General features: G+C 30.8%; 17 protein-coding genes and 3 tRNA genes. 12 read left to right on the plus strand and 8 right to left on the minus strand.

Annotated features, from left to right (window positions below):
- Nucleotides 1–62: 62 nt before the first annotated feature.
- Both pfkA and ACZ098_RS11600 read right to left on the minus strand, forming a co-directional pair.
- A complete protein-coding gene (gene pfkA / locus ACZ098_RS11595; RefSeq protein ID WP_487311914.1) occupies nt 63–1,049 on the minus strand; it encodes a 6-phosphofructokinase in 987 nt (328 codons plus the stop codon).
- Nucleotides 1,050–1,209: 160 nt separating this feature from the next.
- The gene (locus ACZ098_RS11600; RefSeq protein ID WP_487311915.1) at nt 1,210–5,733 is read right to left on the minus strand and encodes a translocation/assembly module TamB domain-containing protein; all 4,524 of its coding nucleotides are present in this window, start codon (nt 5,731–5,733) and stop codon (nt 1,210–1,212) included.
- Nucleotides 5,734–5,844: 111 nt separating this feature from the next.
- Here ACZ098_RS11600 and tsaD point away from each other — a divergent pair, with 111 nt between their 5' ends.
- The 9 genes from tsaD to ACZ098_RS11645 all read left to right on the plus strand — a co-directional run bounded on the left by tsaD (nt 5,845) and on the right by ACZ098_RS11645 (nt 14,413).
- Nucleotides 5,845–6,867, plus strand: a complete 1,023-nt coding sequence (tsaD, locus tag ACZ098_RS11605) for a tRNA (adenosine(37)-N6)-threonylcarbamoyltransferase complex transferase subunit TsaD (protein WP_487311916.1) — start codon at nt 5,845–5,847, stop codon at nt 6,865–6,867.
- A gap of 1 nt (nt 6,868) precedes the next feature.
- Nucleotides 6,869–7,831, plus strand: a complete 963-nt coding sequence (locus ACZ098_RS11610; RefSeq protein WP_487311917.1) for an alpha/beta hydrolase family protein — start codon at nt 6,869–6,871, stop codon at nt 7,829–7,831.
- A gap of 8 nt (nt 7,832–7,839) precedes the next feature.
- Complete coding sequence (locus ACZ098_RS11615) at nt 7,840–8,544, plus strand: 16S rRNA (uracil(1498)-N(3))-methyltransferase (RefSeq protein ID WP_487311918.1); 705 nt, start codon at nt 7,840–7,842, stop codon at nt 8,542–8,544.
- A gap of 3 nt (nt 8,545–8,547) precedes the next feature.
- Nucleotides 8,548–9,741, plus strand: a complete 1,194-nt coding sequence (locus ACZ098_RS11620; protein ID WP_487311919.1) for a thioredoxin fold domain-containing protein — start codon at nt 8,548–8,550, stop codon at nt 9,739–9,741.
- On the plus strand, nt 9,738–10,382 hold the full coding sequence (locus ACZ098_RS11625; RefSeq protein ID WP_487311920.1) for a DUF4159 domain-containing protein: 645 nt from the start codon (nt 9,738–9,740) through the stop codon (nt 10,380–10,382). Before ACZ098_RS11620 ends, ACZ098_RS11625 begins: the two co-directional genes overlap by 4 nt.
- Before the next feature lie 117 nt (nt 10,383–10,499).
- Nucleotides 10,500–11,450, plus strand: a complete 951-nt coding sequence (locus ACZ098_RS11630) for a zinc metalloprotease (RefSeq protein ID WP_487311921.1) — start codon at nt 10,500–10,502, stop codon at nt 11,448–11,450.
- A gap of 81 nt (nt 11,451–11,531) precedes the next feature.
- On the plus strand, nt 11,532–12,620 hold the full coding sequence (locus tag ACZ098_RS11635; protein WP_487311922.1) for an AI-2E family transporter: 1,089 nt from the start codon (nt 11,532–11,534) through the stop codon (nt 12,618–12,620).
- A gap of 51 nt (nt 12,621–12,671) precedes the next feature.
- Nucleotides 12,672–13,838: a THUMP-like domain-containing protein gene (locus tag ACZ098_RS11640; protein ID WP_487311923.1), complete on the plus strand. Its 1,167-nt coding sequence runs from the start codon at nt 12,672–12,674 to the stop codon at nt 13,836–13,838.
- Between the two features lie 8 nt (nt 13,839–13,846).
- The gene (locus tag ACZ098_RS11645; protein WP_487311924.1) at nt 13,847–14,413 is read left to right on the plus strand and encodes a hypothetical protein; all 567 of its coding nucleotides are present in this window, start codon (nt 13,847–13,849) and stop codon (nt 14,411–14,413) included.
- A gap of 2 nt (nt 14,414–14,415) precedes the next feature.
- Here ACZ098_RS11645 and ACZ098_RS11650 read toward each other — a convergent pair whose 3' ends face one another.
- Nucleotides 14,416–15,111, minus strand: coding sequence for a M15 family metallopeptidase (locus ACZ098_RS11650; protein ID WP_487311925.1), 696 nt, complete (start codon nt 15,109–15,111; stop codon nt 14,416–14,418).
- 138 nt (nt 15,112–15,249) lie between these two features.
- Between ACZ098_RS11650 and ACZ098_RS11655 the strand changes: the two genes are divergently transcribed.
- A complete protein-coding gene (locus ACZ098_RS11655; RefSeq protein ID WP_487311926.1) occupies nt 15,250–17,580 on the plus strand; it encodes a GAF domain-containing protein in 2,331 nt (776 codons plus the stop codon).
- An 8-nt stretch (nt 17,581–17,588) separates the two neighbouring features.
- Here ACZ098_RS11655 and ACZ098_RS11660 read toward each other — a convergent pair whose 3' ends face one another.
- A complete protein-coding gene (locus ACZ098_RS11660; RefSeq protein ID WP_487311927.1) occupies nt 17,589–18,755 on the minus strand; it encodes a Pycsar system effector family protein in 1,167 nt (388 codons plus the stop codon).
- A 25-nt stretch (nt 18,756–18,780) separates the two neighbouring features.
- On the opposite strand from ACZ098_RS11660, the gene ACZ098_RS11665 reads away from it, so the two are divergent.
- The gene (locus ACZ098_RS11665; protein WP_487311928.1) at nt 18,781–22,515 is read left to right on the plus strand and encodes a metallophosphoesterase; all 3,735 of its coding nucleotides are present in this window, start codon (nt 18,781–18,783) and stop codon (nt 22,513–22,515) included.
- Here the strand turns inward: ACZ098_RS11665 and ACZ098_RS11670 are convergent.
- The 4 genes from ACZ098_RS11670 to ACZ098_RS11685 form a co-directional block, all read right to left on the minus strand.
- On the minus strand, nt 22,498–23,370 hold the full coding sequence (locus tag ACZ098_RS11670; RefSeq protein WP_487311929.1) for a hypothetical protein: 873 nt from the start codon (nt 23,368–23,370) through the stop codon (nt 22,498–22,500). The two genes, ACZ098_RS11665 and ACZ098_RS11670, sit on opposite strands and share 18 nt — an antisense overlap.
- 122 nt (nt 23,371–23,492) lie before the next feature.
- Nucleotides 23,493–23,566, minus strand: a tRNA-Arg gene (locus ACZ098_RS11675).
- Between the two features lie 33 nt (nt 23,567–23,599).
- Nucleotides 23,600–23,674 (minus strand) — tRNA-Pro (locus ACZ098_RS11680).
- Between the two features lie 24 nt (nt 23,675–23,698).
- Nucleotides 23,699–23,785 (minus strand) — tRNA-Ser (locus tag ACZ098_RS11685).
- A 253-nt stretch (nt 23,786–24,038) separates the two neighbouring features.
- On the opposite strand from ACZ098_RS11685, the gene ACZ098_RS11690 reads away from it, so the two are divergent.
- Nucleotides 24,039–25,217 carry an acetyl-CoA C-acyltransferase gene (locus tag ACZ098_RS11690; RefSeq protein WP_487311930.1) on the plus strand — a complete coding sequence of 393 codons (1,179 nt, stop codon included), beginning with the start codon at nt 24,039–24,041 and terminating at the stop codon, nt 25,215–25,217.
- Nucleotides 25,218–25,221 lie beyond the last annotated feature (4 nt).

Here is a 25,221-nt window from a genome sequence, read left to right on the forward strand (position 1 = left end):
AATGCTTTAGGCTTAATGCGATATGCTTTAGCCGATATTAATACTAATTGATTGTTTGTAAATTATGTTGACATTATATCTGACACTCGAAGTAATTCTCTGTCAATTTCTGATTTTCCTTTTATAGCCAATTCCAATGGTGTTAAAGCAACTTTGTCGTTTAAAATTCCTACCATATAATTGGATTTTCCTTCTAGTATAGATTCTACTGCTTTAACACCAAGTCTAGAAGCTAAAACTCGATCGTAGCAAGATGGCGAGCCACCACGTTGCATGTGACCTAATACAGAAACACGCACATCGTATTCTGGTAAATTTTCTTCAATGTAGTCTTTCAACTCAAAAACATTTTTACCAATTTTGTCACCTTCTGCAATAACTACGATGCTTGAAGACTTACCAGATGCTTTACTTTTCTTTAATGAATCTAATAATCGGTCTAAACCCAAATCCTCTTCTGGAATTAATATTTCTTCTGCACCAGCGCCAATTCCGGCATTTAGTGCAATATGACCCGCATCACGACCCATTACTTCCACTAGAAAAAGTCTGTTGTGTGAACTTGCAGTATCTCTGATTTTATCAATTACTTCTACTACGGTATTTAAAGCAGTATCGTAACCAAGTGTATGACTAGTTCCGAAAATATCGTTATCAATTGTTCCTGGAATTCCCATTACTGGAAAACCATATTCTTCATTGAAAATTTCAGCTCCTGTAAAGCTTCCATCTCCACCAATTACTACTAAAGAATCTATTCCTGCTTTGGATAAATTATCAAAAGCTTTTTTACGTCCTTCTTTAGTTTTAAATTCTAATGAGCGAGCAGATTTTAAAATTGTACCACCTTTGTTTACAATATTATTTACAGATCTTGGACCCATTTCTTTGAAATCACCTTCAATCATTCCCTGATAACCTCTGTAAATTCCAACACATTCAATATTATGATACGCACATGTTCTTACGACTGATCGTATTGCGGCATTCATTCCTGGAGAATCACCTCCGGACGTTAAAACACCTATTTTTTTGATTGGTTTCGACATTAAAATATTCGTTTAAAATGTAAAATTAACAAAGATGAAATGATTATTGGCAAGTAATTTTTATAATTTCAAGGAATTACTAAAATTCAATCGTTTTCGTTGATAAGTTTCTATTTTATAGGGTATAAAAATAACAATTTGATAAATACAGAATTATCAATTATTCGTCTTCGGGACGTGCTTCCTGATTCGGCTTTAAGTTTTTTTGCCTTTTTTTGTCCGCTTCTTTTTTGTCTTTATCAATCTTTATATAGTCAGGTAAGATATCAGAATCTTCAGATTGACCTGCTTCGTTTGTTAGACGGTCTAATTTATTTTTTTTGAAAATTTTATTGACTAATTCTTTGAAAGTATCAAAATCGACATCATAAGTCACACCTACTCCTTGCGTATATCCAATTCCTTGTCCTATATAGTTAATATCGTTTTCTCTATTGAATACGCGTAAATTTAGCGTACCATCTTCGTTTACACGATATTGAACTTCTACATTTCCAACAATAGTTGATTCGTTTATTCCTCCTACAGGTACACCAACTTGTCCGTTAATTGTAATTCTTTCGCTAATTTTACTTGATAAATTTGCTGTAAATCGTCCGTCAGTTTCGGCACCCAAAGTTCGATCGGCTCCAACATATCCTACTCCCAAATTTATTTTGGCATCGTCATCTTGAAACAAATCTCCAAATAAAGCACTAGCTCTTTCATATAAATTGTTAGCAAATTGACTTTGATTAACACCATCTTGACTAAGAAAACCGCCTGAAGAAAGCAAATACAACGCTTGAGTTTGACGTGTATCTTTATCGCCAAGTTTGGTCTCAATTTCAGATTTTAGTACCGAACTTACATTTGGAAAGTTAATATTAAAATCAGGTTCAGGACTTGATAAATTTCCTTTCAAGCCAATTACAACTTCAACAGGTATCTTTTTATTGAACGATGCATTATCTATTAAAACTGCTGGATTAGCTTGTGTTTTATAGATAGCTTCAAGGTCTAAAGTTGCCCGTAATGGATCGCCTTGCCAAGAAATGGAGCCATTTTTTTTAACCTCAAACTTTTTATCAATGATACCACCGTATTTAAAATTGTAAATTCCTTCCCAAATTTGAAAATCGCCAAACATTTGAAATTTACCACGGGTATTTATTGCAAATAATAATCCACCACGTCCATTGCCTCGCATACCGTGACCTGTATTTCTATCTAAAATAATTTCGATTGTAGCATCTCTTGTAATGTTAAAATCGAAATTCATTTCTAAACCATTGAAGTTTCTAGAATTGTCTACAACAGGTTTTCCAATATTGTATTTCTCGTTTTTGGTTGTAAAGTGAATAAAATTACTCTCAGTAACCGATTCGGTGTCGTTAATTGGTATTTTAATATCGGTTCCTGACTCTGATTCTGCATTCACATTTATAGTTAAACCTGTAGTTGGTCCAAATATTTTGGCATCACCTTTTATAAAAGCGACTCCATAATAAGGTGTGTCTTCTTGATCTTTGGTATTAAGCGCTAACAATCGGTCAGCATCAATTTGTAAATCAAGTTCCCAATCGGCAAATTGATTGTGCTTGATAAAACCATTTAAATTTCCTTCAGTTTTAAATTTAGAATCTGTGATTTTGGTTTTTTGAATGATAAATTTATTCTGAGTTATATCTATAATCGAATTTTCGCGTAACGTATAATCAACATTTAAATACGGTATGGTCAATCCTACTTCATCAGCAAATAATCGACCATTGTAGTCAATATTATTAACATTGCCATCAAGTCGCGCATTTCCAGATACAAAACCTCGAATATTAGATAAAACCTCTCCGCCAAGATTACTCAAAACGCCCAAATTAAATTTTTGGAAATTTAAATTCAAGTCCAATAAAGTTTCATTATTCACAATTTGTAAATTTCCATCGGCTTTAAATGATTTGAAATTTTCGTTTTCAATTTCAGATGTAATGTTGAACTTTTTAAAGTTATCTTCTCCTTCTATATCTAGAATAAGGTTTCCTAATTGGTTGTCATTTACATACAAATCTTTGATTTCTAATGAAGCTGTTGGCTGGTAAACCGAATTATTTTGTTTTAAAAACATTTCACCATTAAGACTTCCGTCAAATTTGAATTTCTTGACGTCTGGAGTTACTTTATTTAAATTGACATCTTTAAATGTAAGCTGAATATCTTTAGATGTCTTTCCGTTAATGAAACCTTTTAATGCAATTGATTGATTTTCGTGTGAAATTACAATATCATCAAAATTGAAGTTCTTAAATGATTTATCAAATACAATTTTGTTTTTATCATTCTCAGCTTCATTTATATTCCAAATGAAATCTTTAAACATCATTTCTGATTTATTAAATCCGACAATGTTTTGATTGTTTTCATCAATAGTATGGTACATGTTTAGATTATAAAAATCAGTACCTTTTTCGCCACCTTTAAACTCAGTTCTAAATGATAAAGTATCTTTGGATGTGACATTAATAAGCGAAAAATCACGAACCTTGTACATCTTGGTTTTGATACTATCTATTTGTACATACGTGTTGTAAAGTGGATTTTTATTGTCTATTTCCAACAAAACATTATCTAAATCGGTTTTAAAAGCATTAACTTTTTTAGAAGAAAATTTAAACTTAAAATCATTATCATCTCCATTTATGCTTCCTCTAACCGTTGTTGTAGAATCTAAAATAATACTTGGATTTAGGATTTCGACAACTTTATTAAAATCGGTAATGTTAAATTTTAAATACTGACCTTTCTGAAGCTTGTCTGCTTTGTAATTCGTGTACAGACTTCCAAGCGAATTTTGAACTAACTTTTGTATCTGATTGACATTGTATTTTCCAACTATTTCAGCATTAATGGCATCTGGAGAAATAATTTTAATTGTTCTTTCATTTGAATCGCTGAAACTAGAAGTAACGGTGACATTATCAAAGAAATAAGTATCCTTGGTATTTTGATATGATGCATTAGAAAGTACTACAGCACCTTGAAGATTATTGACATTACTTCCATTAACTTTCATTACAACATCTCCTTTAAAGACTGCTATTTCATCGTTAATGAAATTTAATTTTTTTAGATTTGCGTAATCTACAACAGCATGAAAATCATATATATTTTCTTTTTTGCTTAAGTCAACAGTTCCGCTAAAATCTAAAAATAAATTTGGATCATTAATACTCACATCACCTTTAAAAATTGGTTTTTTAAAACTTCCGTCAGCAATGATATTTTTATAAGTGTATCCGTTGTAGGTTGCACTCTGAATTTCTCCAGAAAATTTAGTATCTAAATATTTTTCATTAAATCCTTTTCCGTCAACATCAACATCCATGGTAACTTTACCAACATCTTTCCGATTTAAAAAGGCTCCAATATCAAAATTGTCTAAAGCAATTCTTCCGTTATAGGAAGCATTATCAATCGTATTAAGATTGGTCATTATCAATTTAGAATTGATAGATCCAAGAACCGTTTCTAGTAGAAAATCAGCATCAATAGTTTTTGTGGTAATTTCGGCATCGCCAATCAATTCAAATTTTCCCAGTTTACGCAACGACGTTGGAAGTTTTTTACCTAAAACATTTGGTAAAAGCGCCGTAAGATTATCGTAACTGGAAGCTATTTTGTCAAACGATCCTTTCATGTAAAATTGTTGTCCGTTTTTAGGAAATAAATTTTTAAAGTTTACATTACCAACAATTTGTGAATTATTTGAATCAATTAAATTTAAATTTTTTAACGTTAAGTTGTTTAACGTACCGTCAATTTTAGCTTTTAAGTTGAAGGTTTGATCTTTAGCAATTTCTTTATAAAAGAAACGAATGTCATTGGTTGAAATTAAAGCTGATTTGGTTGTAATATCAAACTTTACTTTATTATTAAAATCAGCAAAATCTTTAACCTTATAGTTTAAAATAACAGTCCCAACAAATTTGGAATAACTCGTTTTTAGATCTAATTCTTCAAGTTTAATTCTTGTTTTTGAATAAGCAAATTTCGACTGAAGATTTTCAACAACTAATCCGCGGTGATCTTTAAACGACATTTCTTTTATATTCGCCATAAGATCTGGACCATAAATTTTGAAATTTTCAATCACAGCATTGAGTTTCTTAAAATCTACATCTTTCGGATTCGCTCTATTTTCATCCAAAACAATAACTTGACTGTTCGTCAAAATTATTTTTTTGGATGTCATTAAAAATTTATTATTTGGCGCTTTACCGTTATCAAAAGCTTTAATGAATTGATCAAAATTGGTGCTTTTTTCGCCTTTATATGTTTTAATGTTCAAAACAAAATTATCTGCAGTAATTGATCCAAATAACAAATCACCTTTTAGCAATCTATTTGCATCTAAAATACTTGTAGCAATTCTATTAGCAGCAATTAAAGTATCCTTTTTTTTATCTCTAATCATAACATTTTTAAGCTGAACTCCGCCAAAAATATTTATTTCAACGCGTTCAACATTAATGTCGGTTCCATAATCTTCATTGATTGATTCAGTAAGATAATTGGCAATTTTAGTTTGAACAATCGGCAAAGTAAGAGCAATACCAGTTACGAGTAAAAGTAATAATAGTACTAATAGGGTACGAAGAATTACTTTTCTAAAGGTCTTGAAACGGGTATTTGTTTGTTTTTCTTTCAAATTTAATTTAGGCTTTGAATAAGAAAACTAAGAAAATAGTTACTTTTGTATTCGATGTAAAAATAATCGTTTTATTACGGTTTATCAAATATAATTCAAAAATTATGCCTAATGCAATCTAATGATGTTTTTATACTAGCAATAGAAAGTTCTTGCGACGATACTGCGGCTGCTATCTTGCACAATAACAAGGTTTTATCTAATGTTGTTGCAGGTCAAAAAATACACGAGCAATATGGCGGCGTTGTTCCAGAACTTGCCTCAAGAGCACACCAGCAGAACATTGTTCCTGTAATTGAAGTAGCGTTACAAAAAGCAAATGTGACAAAAAATCAGCTTTCTGCAATTGCCTTTACTCAAGGACCAGGTTTAATGGGTTCGTTATTAGTTGGTTCGTCGTTTGCCAAATCGTTAGCGATTGCTTTGGATATTCCGCTAATTGCTGTAAATCATATGCATGCGCACATCCTAGCTCATTTTATAGACGAGGAAGGTTATGACAAACCTACATTCCCATTTTTAGCACTAACAATTTCTGGTGGTCACACTCAAATTGTGAAAGTAAACGGTTTTTTCGATTTAGAAATAATTGGAGAGACTACCGATGATGCGGTTGGAGAAGCATTTGATAAAAGCGCGAAAATCATGGGTTTGCCTTATCCTGGCGGACCATTAATTGATAAGTTTGCTAAAGAAGGAAACCCCAAAGCATTTACATTTACTAAACCCAAAGTACCAGGCTTGAGTTTTAGTTTTTCTGGATTGAAAACACAAATTCTCTATTTTATTCAAAAAAACACTGCTGAAAATCCAAATTTTGTTGAAGAACGAAAAAACGATATTTGCGCTTCCATTCAGCATACAATTATTGAAATTTTAATGGATAAATTGAAAATGGCGGTTGCTGAAACCGGAATAACTCAAATAGCTATTGGTGGTGGTGTTTCTGCAAATTCAGGGATTCGACAAACGTTAAAGGATGCTGAGTCCAAATATGGATGGAAAACCTACATACCAAAATTCGAATATACAACAGATAATGCCGCTATGATTGGAATTGTAGGGTATCAAAAATATTTGCACAATAAATTTGAAAGTGCATCCGTAATTTCAAAACCTAGAATTGAATTTTAATATGAAATATTTATTTCTGCTGCTTTCATTTTCGATGTTTGGTCAAAAAACACCACAAGATTTTGGCTATAAAAATCTAAAATTTAATTACAAAAAAGAGGTTGTAGAAGTACTACTAAAATCCAAGAATAATGAGGAAAACATCAAAAAACCTTTATTTTTTTGGTGTCAAGGAAGTTTGCCACAACCTGTAATTAAATATAACGAAAATGGAATTTTTTCGGTTGTTCCATTTGATGAGAATGATTTTTTAGAAAATTATCATTTAGTTATCGTTGGAAAACCAGGAATTCCAATAATATCGGATGTTAAGAACTTAAAAGGTACTTATTCTATTTTAAACGATAGTCTCCAAGTTCCAAAGGAATATTCAGAACGTAATTATTTGGATTATTATGTAAAGCGTAATAATTACATTATCAGAAAGTTGCAACAAGAAAAGTGGGTTTCAGATGAGAAACTTGTGGTAGCTGGTCATTCCGAAGGTAGTACTATTGCTGCAAAAATGGCCTATGAAAATAAAAGTATTTCACATCTAATTTATTCTGGAGGAAATCCTTATGGAAGATTCTTAAGTATTTTGGCCGAGTCTATCTACAAAGAAAAAAATTATGATGTATTGGATTATTGGAGGGAAATTGTTGCCAATAAAAGCGATGCCTCTTACAATGGAGGAGATACTTATAAAACTACCTATGATTTTTCTACTCCAATGGCTCAATATTTACTAAAACTGAAAATTCCAATCCTAATAAATTATGGAACTAAAGATTGGAATGCAAAATATAACGATTTATTTTACGTTGAATCGATTAGAAAAAAATTACAATCCATCACAATTAAACCTTACCTTGATTTAGATCATAATTATTTTCCTGTAAACGATAAATTAGAACCAAATTATGAAATTTACAATTGGGAAATTGTCGGAAAAGAATGGTCAAATTGGCTGAAAAATAACTAAAAAAAATTATGCAATTATTTTATAATCCCGCTATTTCTAAAACTGATTTGTCATTTGTTTTTGATAAAGAAGAAAGCAAACACATAATTAAAGTATTACGTAAAAAAGAAAGTGATATTTTATTTGTAACCAATGGTTTAGGATTTTTATTTAAAACGGAAATAAAATTAGCTTCTGATAGTAAATGTACCGTTCACATCATCTCATTTGAAGAACAAGAAAAGCCAAAATATCATTTACACTTAGCGGTTGCTCCCACTAAAATGAATGAGCGCTTCGAATGGTTTTTAGAAAAAGCAACTGAAATTGGTGTTCAAGAAATTACTCCAATTATCTGCGATCATTCTGAAAGAAAAGTTGTTAAAACAGACCGTTTTCAAAAAATTGTTGAGTCAGCGATGAAACAATCGTTACATTATTTTATACCTAAATTAAACGAACCTATTCTCTATAAAGACTTTATTAAGAAGGAAAGTAACGGTCAAAAGTTCATTGCACACTGTGCAGAGACAGACAAAAAAACACTAAAAGAAGCACTTAAAACTGACCTAGATACAACCATATTAATTGGTCCTGAAGGCGATTTTTCTGTTAAAGAAATCCAATTAGCGCTCGAGAATAATTATATTCCAGTATCTTTGGGAACCACGAGATTACGAACAGAAACTGCAGCAATTGTAGCATGCCACAGTGTAGTTTACTCTAATAATTAATTTATGAAAAGCGTTTTTTTCAATTTAGTTCTATTTTTTTGTTGCACCTTTTTGATTCAAGCACAAAATCAAACTTTATTTATTGATAAAGACTATAATGCTGTAATTAAAGAGTCCAAAATAACACAAAAGCCATTAGTTGTTTTTTTTTATGCTAAATGGTGTGCGCATTGCAATAAAATGAAGTCTGAAGTTTTTATTGATAATGAAGTTGTAAAACTGTATCAAACTAATTATAATTGTGTAGCTGTTGATGTTGAAAGTGAAGCTGGGATTGCTTTGAAAAATAAATTTGAATCCGTATTCAAAGTAAAATCCTATCCAACATTTGCAATTTTAGATTCCAATGAAAATTTACTATATGCATCTTCAGGAGAATTAAAAAAAGAAGGATTTATCAAAATGGGAAAAGAGCTTTTAAATCCCGAAAACCATTATAAAAAAATAAAAGAAGATTTTTATGCTGATATTTCAGATCCTATAAATTGTTTAAAGTTTATTACAGTTCATAAAAAAGCTGGTTTTGATGTTACACCAATTACTAGAAAATATTTGGAAACACAAACTGAAAAACAACTATTTACCGAATTAAATTGGCGTATTCTATCCAACGGAATTACCGACATTGAAGCGAAAGAAATTCAATTTATTTCGGACAATAAAGACAATTTTGCTAAGGTTTCCTCTGAAAAACGAGTTGAAAGAAAATTATTTTTTGTGACTTCTGAAAACCTAAAACCGTCACTCGAACTATTGGACACTGTTGGTTATTATAAAAAAAGAAGTATTGCTGAAAAATTTGGTTATCGAAGTGTTGATTCATTACTTTTTAGATACGATTTAATTTTATATGAGCACACAAATAATTGGAAAAAATACGAAGAAATCGCAGTAGCATCTGCCGATAAATTTGCACAATCGGATTCAAAGACTTTAATAGAAATAGCCACTAATTTCGGAAATCATACTTCTAATAAAATAGCAATTCAAAAGGCTACAAATTGGCTCAAACAATCCTTGCTATTAGAAGAAAATTCTGAGAAATACAAAATACTTTCTAAACTATATTTTAAAACAGAAGATTATAAATCGGCATTAATTTATGCTCAAAAAGGAAAAGATTTTGCTTCCAAAATGGGTTGGAAAACCGAAGAATTTGATGTTATTATATCCGAAATAAAATTCGCAAAGAAATGAAGAAATTATCACAATTGATGCTACTGTTTTTATGTACAACTGTTGCGCTTGGGCAAGAAATAGCTTTGTTAAAATATAATGGTGGTGGCGATTGGTATGCCAATCCTACCTCATTGCCTAATCTTATAAAGTATTGTAATTTAAATATAAAAACTACAATAAAATTAAAACCTGCAACTGTTGAAGCAAGTAGTCCGGAATTATTTTCTTATCCGTTTGTTCACATGACTGGTCACGGCAATGTAGTGTTTAGTGATGCTGATGTTTCCAATCTTAGAAACTACATGCTTTCGGGTGGTTTTTTACATATTGATGATAATTATGGTTTAAATGAATTTGTCAGAAAAGAAATTAAAAAGATTTTTCCTTCAAATAATTTAGTGGAAATTCCTACCAATCATCCCATATTTCAAACACCAAATAATTTTCCATCTGGATTACCCAAAATTCATGAGCATGATGGTAAAAGACCACAGGCATTTGGTATTTTTGAAAACAATAGGTTGGTCTTGCTTTATACCTATGAAAGCGACTTGGGCGATGGTTGGGAAGATGCAGAGGTAAATAACGATCCTAAAGAAGTGAGAGAGAAGGCACTAAAAATGGGTGCTAACATTTTAAATTATATTTTCAATTACTAGTAATTTCATAAAAATATACCGTTTATCGATTATTTAAAAAAAAGTGATGTAAAAATTTTTTTATTCAACATTTATCACATAAAATTGTCAAATAATTAACCATAAACCAAATATTTTATGAAAAAACTATTTTTATCAGTATCGTTACTAGCGATGCTTTTTTCTTGTCAAAATGAAGATTCTTCATCTTCATCAACTGAAAACGCAAGTGCTTCACGCAAAATTTGTGCTTCTCAAGATGTGCTAGAACGTCAATTACAAGAAAATCCTGAGTTAGCTATCAAGATGAATAAAATTGAAGAGTTTACTCAAAATGCAATTGCTGAAGGAAGATTAGTAAATGGCAAAATTGAAATCCCAGTAGTTGTAAATGTATTATACCGAACTGCTGCTGAAAACATTTCATTGGCGCAAATTCAATCTCAAATTGATATCTTAAATAAAGATTTCAACGCGTTAAATTCAGATTTTAATCAAGTACCTGCATTATTTGCTGGAGTGAAAGCTAATGTTGGAATATCATTCGTATTAGATCAAGTTATTAGAAAATCTACAACAAGAACATCATGGGGTACAAATGATGCTATGAAAAGAACTTCAACTGGAGGATTAGCACCAGTAACACCTACTACAAAAATGAATCTTTGGGTTTGCACAATTGGTGGCGGAATTTTAGGATATGCACAATTTCCTGGCGGTTCTTCAACTACTGACGGTGTAGTTATTGATTCTAAATACTTAGGAAATACAGGAACCGCTGTTGCGCCGTTTAACAAAGGTAGAACTGCAACACACGAAGTGGGTCACTGGATGAATTTACGTCACATTTGGGGTGATGCAACTTGTGGAAGCGATTTAGTAGCGGATACACCAACGCATAACACGGCTAATTACGGAATTCTTGCTTATCCTCACTACAGCACATGTTCTGGAACTCCAGTAGAAATGACCATGAATTATATGGATTATACTGACGATGCTGGAATGTACATGTTCTCAAACGGACAAAAAACAAGAATGAATGCTGTATTTGCTGTGGGCGGATCAAGAGCTTCGTTTAGAAACTAGTTAGTTTAAGTTTTTAATATTTGTAAACTCGTTCATTAATTTGAACGAGTTTTTTTTATCTTTATCAACTAAATCAAAACAATGACTTCAAAAATTATTGCCAACGGTATTCTTAGATCAATTGGTGTTTTAGCGCTAATTTTCTTATCACTCTATTTTGTTTATGAAATTCAAAATATCATAGTCTATATTTTAATATCTATAATTCTTTCACTCATAGCTAATCCTATAGTTGAGTTTCTAAGAAAAAGATTAAAGTTTTCGAATACACTTGCAGTAATTTTTACATTACTATTCTTTTTGTTTTTAATTTTTGGATTGATAATGCTTTTTGTCCCATTAATTGTTTCTCAAAGCAATAATTTGTCATTACTTGATACACAGGCAATTCAAAATAAAAGCATTGAGCTTTATTCACAACTCATGACTTATCTTGATAATAAAAATATCGATTTGAATAAAATGCTCAATAAAGCCGATGTCACATCCAAATTAAATTTTAACTTTTTAACCAATTTTTTCAATACCATTTTAGGAACTATAAGTAGTTTAGGAATGACACTTGCAACTACTTTTTTTATTACTTTCTTTTTATTAAAAGATAAGGTTCAGTTTATAGTAGGAATGAAGAAAGTTCTTCCTGATAATAGCGAAACACAAATACTAAATTCAATTGAAAAAATAAGACACATGTTAACGCGATATTTTATTGGATTAATTGTCCAACTAACTATCATTTGCATTCTTTATCTAATAGTTTTGTTAGTTTTTGGAGTTGAAAATGCCTTTGTAATCGCATTTTTATGTGCTATCTTAAATATTATTCCTTACATCGGACCATTAATTGGATCAATATTAGCTGGTATTTTAACGATGCTTTCCAACATCAATAACGATTTTCAAACCGTTACTTTACCAACAACAATATATGTAACAATAGGTTTTTTTGTTGTACAACTTATTGACAATAATATCTCCTCACCTATTATTTTTTCTAAAAGTGTCAATTCACATCCGCTAGAAATTTTTCTTGTAATTCTAATTATTGGAACACTTTTCGGCATAACAGGCATGATTATAGCCATACCACTGTATACTATTATCAAAATTATTGCTAAAGAATTTTATCCAGATTATAAGGTCATTAAATTATTAACAAAAAACATTTAACTGGATAAATTGAATTAAAATTTTAGGCTAAATAACACCAAATAAAAAAACTTGAACCTGTTAAATACTAAAATACAAGACTTTATCAACGCTAATGTAGGTATTCCAATAGCCAAATTAGCGTTGCAAAAAAATCCGTTTCCTGAAATTGATTACAAGCTCATTTTAAATCAGATTGAAGCTAAAGCTAAAGCAAAAGATAAATTGCCAACTTGGTTTAAAACAGAAAATATAATTTATCCAAGTAAAATTTCGGTTGAACAAACTTCGTCTGAGCTAACAGCCAAGTACAAATCAACCCTTGTTGAAGGCCAATCATTAATAGATTTAACCGGTGGTTTTGGTGTAGACGACTATTATTTTTCAAAAAAAATTACAAGAGTTACGCATTGCGAAATAAATACAGCACTTTCTGAAATTGTAAAACATAACTTTTCAGTATTGCAAACTGCCAATATCAATTGTATTTCAGGAGATAGCACTCAAATTTTAAAAGATTTAAATCAAAAGTTTGACCTGCTTTACATCGATCCTTCAAGAAGAAATGATGCCAAAGGAAAAGTTTTTATGTTGGCTGATTGTTTACCAAATGTACCTGACTTACAAGAATTTTATTTTAACTATTCGGATAAAATACTTATTAAAACTTCGCCAATGCTTGATATTAGCGCAGCATTGACAGAATTAAAAAATGTAAAAACCATTCACATCATCGCTGTAGAAAATGAAGTAAAAGAATTACTGTGGGAAATTCAAAAAAATTTTAAGAATTCCGTAGTAATTAAAACGGTAAATTGTACTAAAGAAAAATCGGAGCAATTTGAATTTGATTTCAATACAACATCAGAATCAACTATTTCTTTGCCAAAAAAATATCTTTACGAGCCCAATAGTGCAATAATGAAATCTGGTGGTTTTGCTGCTTTAGGAATTTTCTATAATCTAGAAAAACTACACCAACACTCTCATTTATATACTTCTAACGAAAAAATAGATTTCCCAGGACGAGTTTTTGAAATTGAAAAGATTATTGATTATTCTAAACCTAAAATGAAAGAATATTTAGAAAATAAAAAATTCAATATTACGACAAGAAATTTTCCTGAAACGGTTGAAAATATTCGTAAAAAATGGAAAATAAAAGATGGTGGAAACGAATATTGTTTTTTCACAACCGATAAAAATAACAATAAAATAGTGTTAATTTGCAAAAAATAATATTTGAAATGAAATCAATTTTACTAGCCATTACTTTTATAGTATCAACATTTTCTTATGCACAAAGTAATTGTGAATACAGTACTAATGTTACCGACAGTTTAGGAACTTACAAATCAACCAAAGATTATCTTGTTCATGAAAAAATATTTGGTGGAACAGCCAATTATATATTTTTCTCATTAGCCAAAACAGATGATTTACCAACTCTAAATGTTCAGTTTTTAAACCGCAGTATGGATTTTATTAAAACCTATTGCTTTGATAAAAACTCAAGAATCTATTTTCAATTAAACAATGGTAAGATTGTTACAATGATTCACATGGATCAAGAAAGTTGCGGAACTATGGTACGTGATGATAAAGGATTTAACAACCGAATTACGACAGGATATTTTATGTTTATGAAAGATTCGTTTGAAGAATTGAAAAAATCGCCAATATCCTATATGAGAATAAAATATATTACAGAAACAGTTGACTATATTTTTTCGTCTTCAGTAACTTCAGAATTGGACAGAAAAACATATAATCCTGATAATTATTTCATCAATTATTTAAAATGTATCGAATAATATCAATCGCATTGCCACTTAAAATTAGCTAATTTATCTTTATAACTTTCCGATAAATTGTAATGCCACCATTCAGAATCAAATGATTTAAATTGATGTTTCAGCATTATTTTTTTAAGTAAAGCTCTGTTTTTCTTTATTTTAGATGATAAATTGTCGTAGTTATGACTTGCTTCGGGTCCAAAAAAATCAAATGTAGTTCCCATATCAAGTTCGGTACCATTTTTATCTACCAAAGTAATATCCACCGCACCACCACGGTTATGAATTGATCCTTTTTTAGGATCGGCAACGTAATCGGCATTGGGTACAATTTCCCACATTTTCTTTTGAATATCCAAAGGTCGGTAACAATCAAATATTTTAATCGAATAGCCCAATGAATTAAATTCTTTATTGGCATCGATAAGTTTTTTAATAGTCTTTAATCTTAAAAAACATTCATCGCAATCATACACCTTACTCTTTAAAAAATTATCATCTGTGGCATATTTCATATCCAATTGAAAACCAGTGCTAAATGATTTTAAATTCACAAATGTGGTGTCCTCGATTCCGGCATATAACTCTAACGAATTACCTTCAATATAATTATTTTTTAATGCATCTTTTTTGATGGAAGTAAACGACTCTGCAGGTTTGCAAGAATAAAGTAGTTGAAAAAATGATATTATTAGTACGAATTTTAAATTCTGCATGTTCCTATTTTTAAAATGACAATTTATAAAAAAAATTAGGATTAAGAGTTATTAGTTAATTTAATTATAAAAATAACGTGGTTTATACAATATCCAAAACTAACAAGTCAACTTTTATCGTACTTTTACATAAAAAAAGTGAATCAAGAAATTTTTGATGAAAGTCCGTTTAAGATTCAAATCTCTTTTCATAAACTTATTGAAAGTTTAGAAGAAATTGCTTTGTCTGACGTGAATTATCGTGCACAATATGCTCAATCATTGCTTGAAGAAATCGCGAAAGTGCCGCAATTAAAAACGGGTATAGAAGACGTAACATTGATTGATGCGCATGCCGATTTGATAAAAAATCTATTATCGGATTTATTTCCTACTGCATTAACACATAATGAAATTAAAGCCGTTACGATACCTTTCCAAAACTTTACTTTTAATTACACCGAAAGATTTAAAAAAATAATAAACGACGCTGGAGTTGAATTTGACACCAATTTTAGAGATTTCGACAACAATCAGTTTTATATAATGAGTTGTTGTCTAATTCTAAATGCACATTATGGTCAAAACTTTGATTTTAGTTCGCCATTATTTTATGATATTCCCGATGCTCATGGCATAATTAAACATTACAGAATACTATATAATGCTGATTTTGTTGAACTCATGCCTACCAAAAAATCGGTAGAACTTTCGCAAGAAGACATTCAATTTTTGATTGACAATTACGACAGTATTGAGGCTTGGAAAGAAAAATTCCCTCCTGAAAGTTGGATTATGAAAGGATTTGGAATTGTACAACTTTTTGATGCAACAATAGAAAGTGCCGTATCAATATTAAAAAGTGACTTACTTAAACCCGATTCTGAAATAGAAAATTTCACCGAAAATTCTCAGACAATATTTCGTTCAATTTTTAAAATTCCTGATTTAAAAGTTGGTTTTTCATTGTACAATTCTGAAGAAAACACGTTTGCATCAACTCTTAACGATGCTCATAAAATCCCAAGTTTTATACTTTTAAATTCTGATAATGAAAACTTTAACGATTGTAAAAACGAATTCTATAAATGCTTTTACGATACAGTCATAAATAAGAAAAATACATTTGCAATTTCTGATATTGATAAATTTGCTAAAAAAAGCGAAAATAAATCACTTGCAAATCATTTATTAAGTCAAAACATTAAAAGTTGTATTCTTGCGCCAATTGTAAAGAAAAGACAGTTATTGGGAATTGTAGAATTGGTTTCAGATCAAAAAAACGCATTAAATAGTTTAAACTCTAACAAACTAAAATTGGTACTACCCTATTTAGTTGATACTATAGATCGTTATAACATTGATTTTAAAAATCAAATTGATGCTATAGTTCAGAAAGAGTATACCGCTATTCACAATAGTGTTTATTGGAAATTTAAGAAAGAAGCGCAAGCCTATTTACAATCTTCATCTACTGCTAAAGACTATAGCTTTAAAGAAATAGTTTTTAAAGATGTATATCCATTATTTGGACAAATAGATGTGAAAAGTTCATCCGAACATCGAAATACTACTCTAAAAATTGATTTAAAAAATCAATTAGAAACGCTGCTTGATATTATTAGTAAAATAAAATCGACTACCAATTTTGTGATTTTAGAACAACGTGAATTCGAATTAAAATCGTTGCTAGAGCAAATAAAAGAAAATTTAAAAGCTGATACCGAGCAACAAATTCAGAAATATATTACTACTGAAGTTCATCCTGTTCTTAAAAACACAGAAACAGATTCAGAAATTACAGAATTAGTAAATTCCTATTTTGATAAAATTGATGAAAAAACTGGTATGTTTTATAACGAGCGCAAAAAGTTTGATAACACTTTATATGTAATCAATAAAAAGCTTGCCAAAGTTCTAGATACCAAGCAATTGGAAGCACAACAGATTTTCCCTCACTATTACGAACGTTTTAAAACCGATGGTGTTGAACACAATTTATACATCGGCGCTTCTATCGATCCCGATAAAAGTTATGACGAAGTGTATCTTAATAATTTGAGATTGTGGCAGTTACAAACGCTTTGCGAAATGGAATTGGAACACTACAAACTTAAAAAAGATTTACCCTACTCGCTAGAAGTTGCTTCGTTAATCTTAGTTTTTAGTTCGCCCATAACCATCCGATTCAGAATGGATGAAAAACGTTTTGATGTGGATGGTTCGTACAATGCCAGATATGAAGTTGTGAAGAAACGTATTGACAAAGCTCTCATTAAAGGTTCCGAAGAGCGCATTACAGAACAAGAAAAGATAACTATTGTTTATTCTCACAAAAACGAACGTGAGGAATATTTGAAATATATCAAATTTCTTCAATTTAAAAATATTCTTGAACCCGAAGTCGAACAATTTGATATTGAAGATTTACAAGGCGTTTCGGGATTAAAAGGTATTCGTGTAAAAGTAGTCAACGCTATTAAAAATTAGTTTTCAGTTTAAAAACGTTTGAATGCTATTGCAAATGATATAACCGAAATTACAATTCCTATCATGAAAATATTGTAGGTAATTCGCAAGAGCTTATATTTTCGTTCCAAAACTAATCCTAAATAATACAAATCTTTGGTCATAGAACTCAACAAATAATCTTTGTCTTTCATCATTTCTTTCATTGCCCATTCAAATTCTTCGTAAGGCATTTTGAAAAAATTTCCAAAAAACAATAAGTTGATTTTCTTGTCAGCAATGTCTTCTCTAGTAAAAGATCCTGTGGTAACTTTGGGTTTTGTAGATAGAATTGCAAAAATTATAGACAGCACGCTAAACAATATTAATATAAAAGTAGGTTGAATTAAATGATTGTTACTTGGACTTTCCAATTTTGGAATTAATGATGATAGTGCTATCGATATAATTATGGCATTAACCGATAAAAGAATATTAGCTTTACTATCGGCAATTTCACTGAGTCTGATGTGATTGGTTATGGTAATCTTAAACATGGTGTCAACCGTTTTAGACTCTTTCTTAGACTGTTTTTTTTCTTCTTTTTTTGTAATTTCTTCCATATTTAATTCGTTAATTTTTTTCAAAATTAGAGCTATATTTTTTTCTTTTTGAGGTTGCCATTCTTTGATTGCGTATGGTGTGTAAAACTGATGGCAATTGGTAAACATGTCTAGATTGCCTTCCATCCATTCTAAATCGTTATAAAATTTTTGTTCAACCGCTTCCCATTCTTTTCTGAGTAAAGTACTAGTTTCAAAATAATCTTCGTTTCCAAAATGATAATAATCAGCATCTTTGATTATTTTTTGAAAATCATTAATAGGTAAAATATGAAATTTCGTGGCTTCAATTATGTCACAAACAGATGCTACTAAACTTTTTGACAAATCATTTTCAGCTGCAAATTCAATAAAAATTTCTTTGCTTCGTTCTTCATGATTCAAACTTCCATCAATATAACCTGTATCATGAAACCATGCAGCTAGTTCAATAATTTGATTTTCATTTTCAGAAAATTGATAATTTTTTAGTAATTGTTTAGTTGCATTTACCACACCTTTCGTATGTTCTAAATTGTGGTAATTATATAACTTGGACAACTTATTTTTAAATAAATTTACAACGTAATTTTCGGCTTTGAGTAAAATATTCATAAGCATGTTTATAAAGTACTAATATATGAAAAACATTTCGGTAAAATTAAGTTTAAAATATTCTAAAACTTTTACACAATTATTAGTATTTGCATTATTATTTCAATCTTGTGCCTCCAAAAAACTTCAATTTGGAACTAATTACAAAGCCAACGAAACCTTTACAAAATTAGATTCAACTTCAATAGAACATTCCTTTTATTTAATTGGCGATGCTGGCTATGCCGACGATACTATTACACGATCTACACTTTCTGTACTAAAAGAAAGACTCGATAATGCAGAAAAAAATTCAACATTACTATTTTTAGGCGACAATATTTATCCTTACGGAATGCCAGGAGATAAAAAAGATCCTGATTATAGAGTTGCAGCAATAAAACTTAGAAATCAACTCAATGCTGCTAAAAATTTTAAAGGAAAAGTAATCATGATTCCCGGAAATCACGATTGGTATAGTGGTTTTGATGGGTTAAAAAATCAAGCAGAATTTGTTGAAAGATATATCAAAGATGATAAAGCCTACATGCCTAAAAAGCAATGCGCTATTGACGATAGAGAAATTAGTGACAACATCGTATTGATAACCTTAGACAGCCAATGGTTTTTGGAAGATTGGGATAACCATCCAAACATTAATGAAGACTGTGATATTAAAACCAAAGAAGGTTTGTTTGAAGAACTTGAAAACCTATTGAATAAAAACCAAGATAAAGTAAAAATTGTAGCCATACATCATCCACTAATAAGTAATGGTAGTCATGGAGGACAATACGGTGCTAGAAAGCAGCTTTATCCTTTAAAATATAAATTTCCATTACCTATTTTAGGATCATTTATCAATCTTATCCGAAAAACATCTGGTGTAAGTCCGCAAGACATCCAAAACAAAGTCTACACAACTTTGAACAAAAGAATTAAAGCTCTGATTAAAGGTCAAGATAACGTAATTGTAGTTTCTGGTCACGATCATAATTTACAGTTTATTGATAATGAAGGAATAAAACAAATTATTAGTGGCGCTGGATCGAAACAAGAAAACGCAAGAGTAATTAGTGATAACGATTTTTCTTATGGAAATAATGGTTATGCAAAATTAGATATTCTAAAAAATGGAGATCAAAATGTAAGTTTTTACGCTTATAAAGACGATAATGAAACGCTTCTTTGGCAACACAAAATTTACGCTAAAAAAGATTTTCCTAAAATAGAGTATCCCAAGAATTTCCCTGCTGTAACGAATACATCGATTTACACCAAAAAAATGACAACCAAAACAATCTTTCACAACATGCTTTGGGGAAAACATTATAAATACTATTACAGCTTAAATATTGATGCTAAAACGGCTACGTTAGACACACTTTATGGTGGTTTAAAACCTTTGGAAGCTGGTGGCGGGCATCAATCTAAGTCGCTACGATTAGCAGACAAAGATGGAAAAGAGTTTGTAATGCGTGCTTTGAAAAAAAGTGCTTCACGATTTTTACAAACAGTGGCATTCAAAGATCAATATGTAGAAGAAGAGTTTAAAGATACTTATGCTGAAAGTTTTTTACTTCAATTCTATACTTCGTCACATCCCTATACTCCATTTGCAGTCGGTAATTTAGCAGATAAAATAGGTGTTGCACATACCAATCCTAAACTGTTTTATATTCCGAAGCACAAAGAATTAAAAGAATTTAATGCCGACTTTGGAGACGAACTTTACATGGTTGAAGAGCGACCATCAGATAGTCAAATATCCCAAAAAACTTTTGGAACTCCAACAGCAATGATTAGTACCGAAGACGTATTGAAAAACTTAAAGAAAGATGAAAAATATGCTATTGATGAAAAAGAATATATCAAGGCACGTCTTTTTGATATGCTAATTGGCGATTGGGATAGACATTATGACCAATGGCGTTGGGGCGAATATAAAAAAGGTGATAACATAATTTACAAACCTATTCCTAAAGATAGAGATCAAGCATTTACTAAATACGACGGACCATTATTAGCCTGGATTATGACTTTGTCAGAATTCAAACACATGCAAACTTTTAAAGAAAAAATTAGAGATATTAAGTGGTTGAATAGAGAACCATATCCTTTGGACATGGCTTTTTTAAAAAATAGTACCGAAAAAGATTGGATTGAACAAGCACAGTATATTCAGAATAATCTATCTGATGAAGAAATAAACAATGCATTTAAAAATCTGCCACAAGAAGTTCAGGATAAGAATATTGACTTGATAATTAAATTATTGAAAATAAGAAAAAATGATTTAACTCAATATGCTTCAGAATATTACAATGTTCTTCAAAAAACAGTAATTATAGTTGGTACCGATAAAAAAGATAAATTTGTAATTACCAAAAAGAATTCCAATGAAATTGAAATTCAAAATTTCAGAATAAAAAAAGATGGTGAAGAATTAGTACAAACCAAAATACTAAATCCTAACAAAACTAGGGAATTATGGATTTACGGATTGGATGATGATGATGTATATGAAGTAAAAGGTAATAAAAAAATCAGAATAAAAGTCAGACTTATTGGTGGACTTAATAACGACGAATATAAAATTGAAAACGGAAAAAAAATATTTGTTTATGATTTTAAATCGAAGAAAAATACATTAGAAATTGATGCTAAAACTCGATTAAAATTAAGTGACGATTACGAACAAAATCTATACGATTATACAAAACCAAAGTTTAGTAAATTCAGTAAATTACCTTCAATTGGTTACAATCCCGACGATGGATTAAAATTGGGTTTAAAATACAGCTACACACGAACTGCATTTAAACAAAATCCGTATACTTCTAAAAATTCAATTATAGCCAATTATTATTTTGCCTCTAGCGGATATGAATTAAAATATATTGGAAGTTTTCCAAAATTATTCGGTAAGTGGGATTTAGAAATTAATTCTATGTTCACGAGTCCCAATTTTGTTGTAAATTATTTTGGTTACGGCAACGAAACGGTAAATAATGATCGCGATTTAGGAATGGATTACAACAGAGTCAAATTTGAAATTTTCAAATTTTCACCAATCGTAAAGAAGATTGGTCGCTACGGCAGCGAAGTAACATTTGAGCCAACTTTCGAAAACATTAAAGTTGATGATACAAATGGTAGGTTTGTAAGCCAATCGAATAGCAATAATCAACAACTTTTCGAAACCAAACAATTTGTTGGAGCAACAGCCAAGTATAGTTTTGAAAATTATGATTTAAAATCCAATCCAACTATGGGAATGGGATTTTCGGTTGCGGCAAGTTGGATTACCAATATAAATGATTCTAAAAGAAATTTTCCAACATTTGAAGGTAAATTAAATTTTAGTCACAAAATTGATTCTAACGGAAAAGTAGTATTTGGGACTTTATTTAAAGGAAAATATATTGTTAATAATAATTTTGAGTTTTTTCAAGGAGCAACTCTTGGTGGTGATTATGATTTACGCGGTTATAGAAACCAAAGATTTCTTGGCAACTCGTCATTCTTTCAAAGTTCAGATATTCGCTATAACATTGGTAAAATTAGAAAAAGTATTGTTCCGATGACGTACGGTGTACTTGGCGGCTATGATTACGGACGCGTTTGGCTAGACCAAGAAGATTCAAAAACGTGGCACCAATCTTATGGAATAGGTTTATGGTTAAACGGATTGAACATGTTTACAGCACGCATCACCTATTTTCAAGGAAGCGATGAAGACAGAAGCAGATTGGCGTTCGGATTAGGGTTTGGATTTTAAATCATTTAAATTGTACAGATATACATTTCCACCAACTTTTTTAGTTTTTTCATCAGCTATATAAATGGAAGTATTGTCTTTAAAGCACAATCCTTCTTTCTGGGTATAATTGTCAAGGTTTAAGGCAGTAACTTTTCCATCGAAAAAAGCATCAGCATCAAAATCTTCAAACAACCAAATTTGATTGTGAGCTAGTAACACCATTTTTTTAGCATCGGGCGATAATGCGGCACTTGTAATTGCACAAGTGCTATAAGTTTCACAAGTTTTAAATTTCCCAAGCAATATAGCTTTGTGATTACCTGGTTTGTTTGGAACTTTGTACATCAATGTTGTTCCATCAAATGCTTTACTCCTATTTTTTGTAAACAAATAAAAGTTATTATTAAACTCAAAAAAAGATTCGCAATCATATAAAAATGCTTTCTTTTTAGGTGGAAATTCTGTTTGTTCGGGATAATAGAATGAAACTTTGTAAGTAGTTTTAACGGAAGTACTATCCAATCTACTTTGATCAATTTTATAGATAGCCAAATCTTTTCTTATATTTCCATTATTTCCAAAATCTCCAATGTAAAGATTTCCTTCTTTATCAGAAGTCAAATCTTCCCAATCATTATTCTTTAAATCTTCAACTTTTATAGTTTTATTAATTGCGCCGTCTAAGTCTACAGCATAAATTTCATTTGCGTTTCCACTATCTTCAATAGTCCAAATAATGTCTGACGAAATGGATTTCTGAATTCCGGAAACTTCTTTTAAATCTTTAGGTAAAACAAAAACCAATTTATCTTGTGACGATATATTTTTACAAGAAATAAATACTAAAACGGATAAGAATGATAAAACTCGCATAAAATAATTTAGATATGTATAATTGTAAAGATACGCATAATCTTAGATAAATTTAAAAATGATTGTTGTAATATGAAACATACAAGAACAACAAAAGCCACTGAAATAGTGGCTTTTACTTGTGATCCCAGAAGGATTCGAACCTTCGACCTACTGCTTAGAAGGCAGTTGCTCTATCCAGCTGAGCTATGGAACCAAAATAAGTTTTTTATGAAAAACTCAAAAAAAGTCGGGGTGGCAGGATTCGAACCTGCGGCCTCCTGCTCCCAAAGCAGGCGCGATAACCGGGCTACGCTACACCCCGAATAGTTATCAACTAGTAATCTAGCGGAGAGTAAGGGATTCGAACCCTTGGTACAGTTTCCCATACGCATGTTTAGCAAACATGTCCTTTCGGCCACTCAGGCAACTCTCCAAGCTCAATGAACGTAAATCTTTTAAGCGGTTGCAAATGTAAGGTAACATTCTAATATTTACAAGAATTTCTGACGTTTTTTTTAATATAAATTTACTACAGAAATGAAATACTTAAAAATCAATCTAATACAAAAAAATATTTTTTTATTCTTTAAAAAGATGTCAATAAATCTTAATCAAAAATGTATTTTCCGTAAAAAATAGTAGCTTTGCAAGATAAACAAACTACCAACTTTTCAATACATAAGATTATGAGTAAAAAAATTGTTATCGTATCGGCTGTGAGAACTCCTATTGGAAGTTTTATGGGCGCTTTATCTACCGTTTCGGCTCCACAACTAGGTGCAACTGCAATCAAAGGTGCTTTAGATAAAATAAATCTTGATCCAAAATTAGTAGATGAAGTATTTATGGGAAATGTGGTTCAAGCCGGAGTTGGTCAAGCACCAGCTAGACAAGCAGCACTTTTTGCAGGTTTGCCAGAATCCGTAATTTGCACAACGGTTAATAAAGTCTGTGCTTCTGGAATGAAAGCAATAATGTTTGCAGCTCAAGCTATACAAGCCGGCGATGCTGAAATTGTAGTTGCTGGAGGAATGGAGAATATGAGTTTGATTCCGCATTACGTTAATTTAAGAAATGGCGTGAAATTTGGTCCAACCTCAATGGTTGACGGAATGCAAAAAGACGGACTTACCGATGCCTATGACAACAATGCTATGGGGGTTTGTGCGGATATTTGTGCTACAGAATATAACATTTCACGAGAAGACCAAGATAACTTTGCAATTCAATCGTATGAGCGTTCTTCAGACGCGTCAAATTCTGGAAAATTTGATGCAGAAATCGTACCAGTTGCCGTTCCTCAAAGAAAAGGCGAACCGATTATGGTAACCAAGGATGAAGAATTTACTAATGTAAAATTGGATAAAATCCCAACATTAAATCCGGTATTTACTAAAGATGGAACAGTAACTGCAGCTAATGCTTCAACGATAAACGATGGTGCTGCTGCTTTAATATTAATGAGCGAAGAAAAAGCACATTCTTTAGGATTGAAACCATTAGCTTATGTAAAAAGTTATGCTGATGCTGCTCTAGAACCAAAATGGTTTACTACTGCACCTGCAAAAGCGCTTCCGAAGGCATTAGACAAAGCTGGTATTTCAATTTCTGATGTTGATTATTTTGAATTTAACGAAGCTTTCTCAGTAGTTGGATTGGCTAATGCGAAAATATTAGGATTGCCAAACGACAAAGTAAATGTAAATGGTGGAGCGGTATCTCTTGGGCATCCGCTTGGTTGTTCTGGTGCAAGAATTGTGGTTACGCTGCTGAATGTATTAGAACAAAACAATGCTAAAATTGGTGCCGCAGCTATCTGTAATGGTGGCGGTGGAGCATCAGCAATAGTAATTGAAAGAATCTAAAAAA

Source organism: Flavobacterium sp. SP2 (genome assembly GCF_057626655.1).

Excerpts from the sequence above, each read along its gene's own strand:
- pfkA (WP_487311914.1), bottom strand. The coding sequence starts at position 1,049 with ATGTCGAAACCAATCAAAAAAATAGGTGTTTTAACGTCCGGAGGTGAT.
- tsaD (WP_487311916.1), top strand. The coding sequence starts at position 5,845 with ATGCAATCTAATGATGTTTTTATACTAGCAATAGAAAGTTCTTGCGAC.
- ACZ098_RS11610 (WP_487311917.1), top strand. The coding sequence starts at position 6,869 with ATGAAATATTTATTTCTGCTGCTTTCATTTTCGATGTTTGGTCAAAAA.
- ACZ098_RS11615 (WP_487311918.1), top strand. The coding sequence starts at position 7,840 with ATGCAATTATTTTATAATCCCGCTATTTCTAAAACTGATTTGTCATTT.
- ACZ098_RS11620 (WP_487311919.1), top strand. The coding sequence starts at position 8,548 with ATGAAAAGCGTTTTTTTCAATTTAGTTCTATTTTTTTGTTGCACCTTT.
- ACZ098_RS11625 (WP_487311920.1), top strand. The coding sequence starts at position 9,738 with ATGAAGAAATTATCACAATTGATGCTACTGTTTTTATGTACAACTGTT.
- ACZ098_RS11630 (WP_487311921.1), top strand. The coding sequence starts at position 10,500 with ATGAAAAAACTATTTTTATCAGTATCGTTACTAGCGATGCTTTTTTCT.
- ACZ098_RS11635 (WP_487311922.1), top strand. The coding sequence starts at position 11,532 with ATGACTTCAAAAATTATTGCCAACGGTATTCTTAGATCAATTGGTGTT.
- ACZ098_RS11645 (WP_487311924.1), top strand. The coding sequence starts at position 13,847 with ATGAAATCAATTTTACTAGCCATTACTTTTATAGTATCAACATTTTCT.
- ACZ098_RS11650 (WP_487311925.1), bottom strand. The coding sequence starts at position 15,111 with ATGCAGAATTTAAAATTCGTACTAATAATATCATTTTTTCAACTACTT.
- ACZ098_RS11660 (WP_487311927.1), bottom strand. The coding sequence starts at position 18,755 with ATGAATATTTTACTCAAAGCCGAAAATTACGTTGTAAATTTATTTAAA.
- ACZ098_RS11665 (WP_487311928.1), top strand. The coding sequence starts at position 18,781 with ATGAAAAACATTTCGGTAAAATTAAGTTTAAAATATTCTAAAACTTTT.
- ACZ098_RS11670 (WP_487311929.1), bottom strand. The coding sequence starts at position 23,370 with ATGCGAGTTTTATCATTCTTATCCGTTTTAGTATTTATTTCTTGTAAA.
- ACZ098_RS11690 (WP_487311930.1), top strand. The coding sequence starts at position 24,039 with ATGAGTAAAAAAATTGTTATCGTATCGGCTGTGAGAACTCCTATTGGA.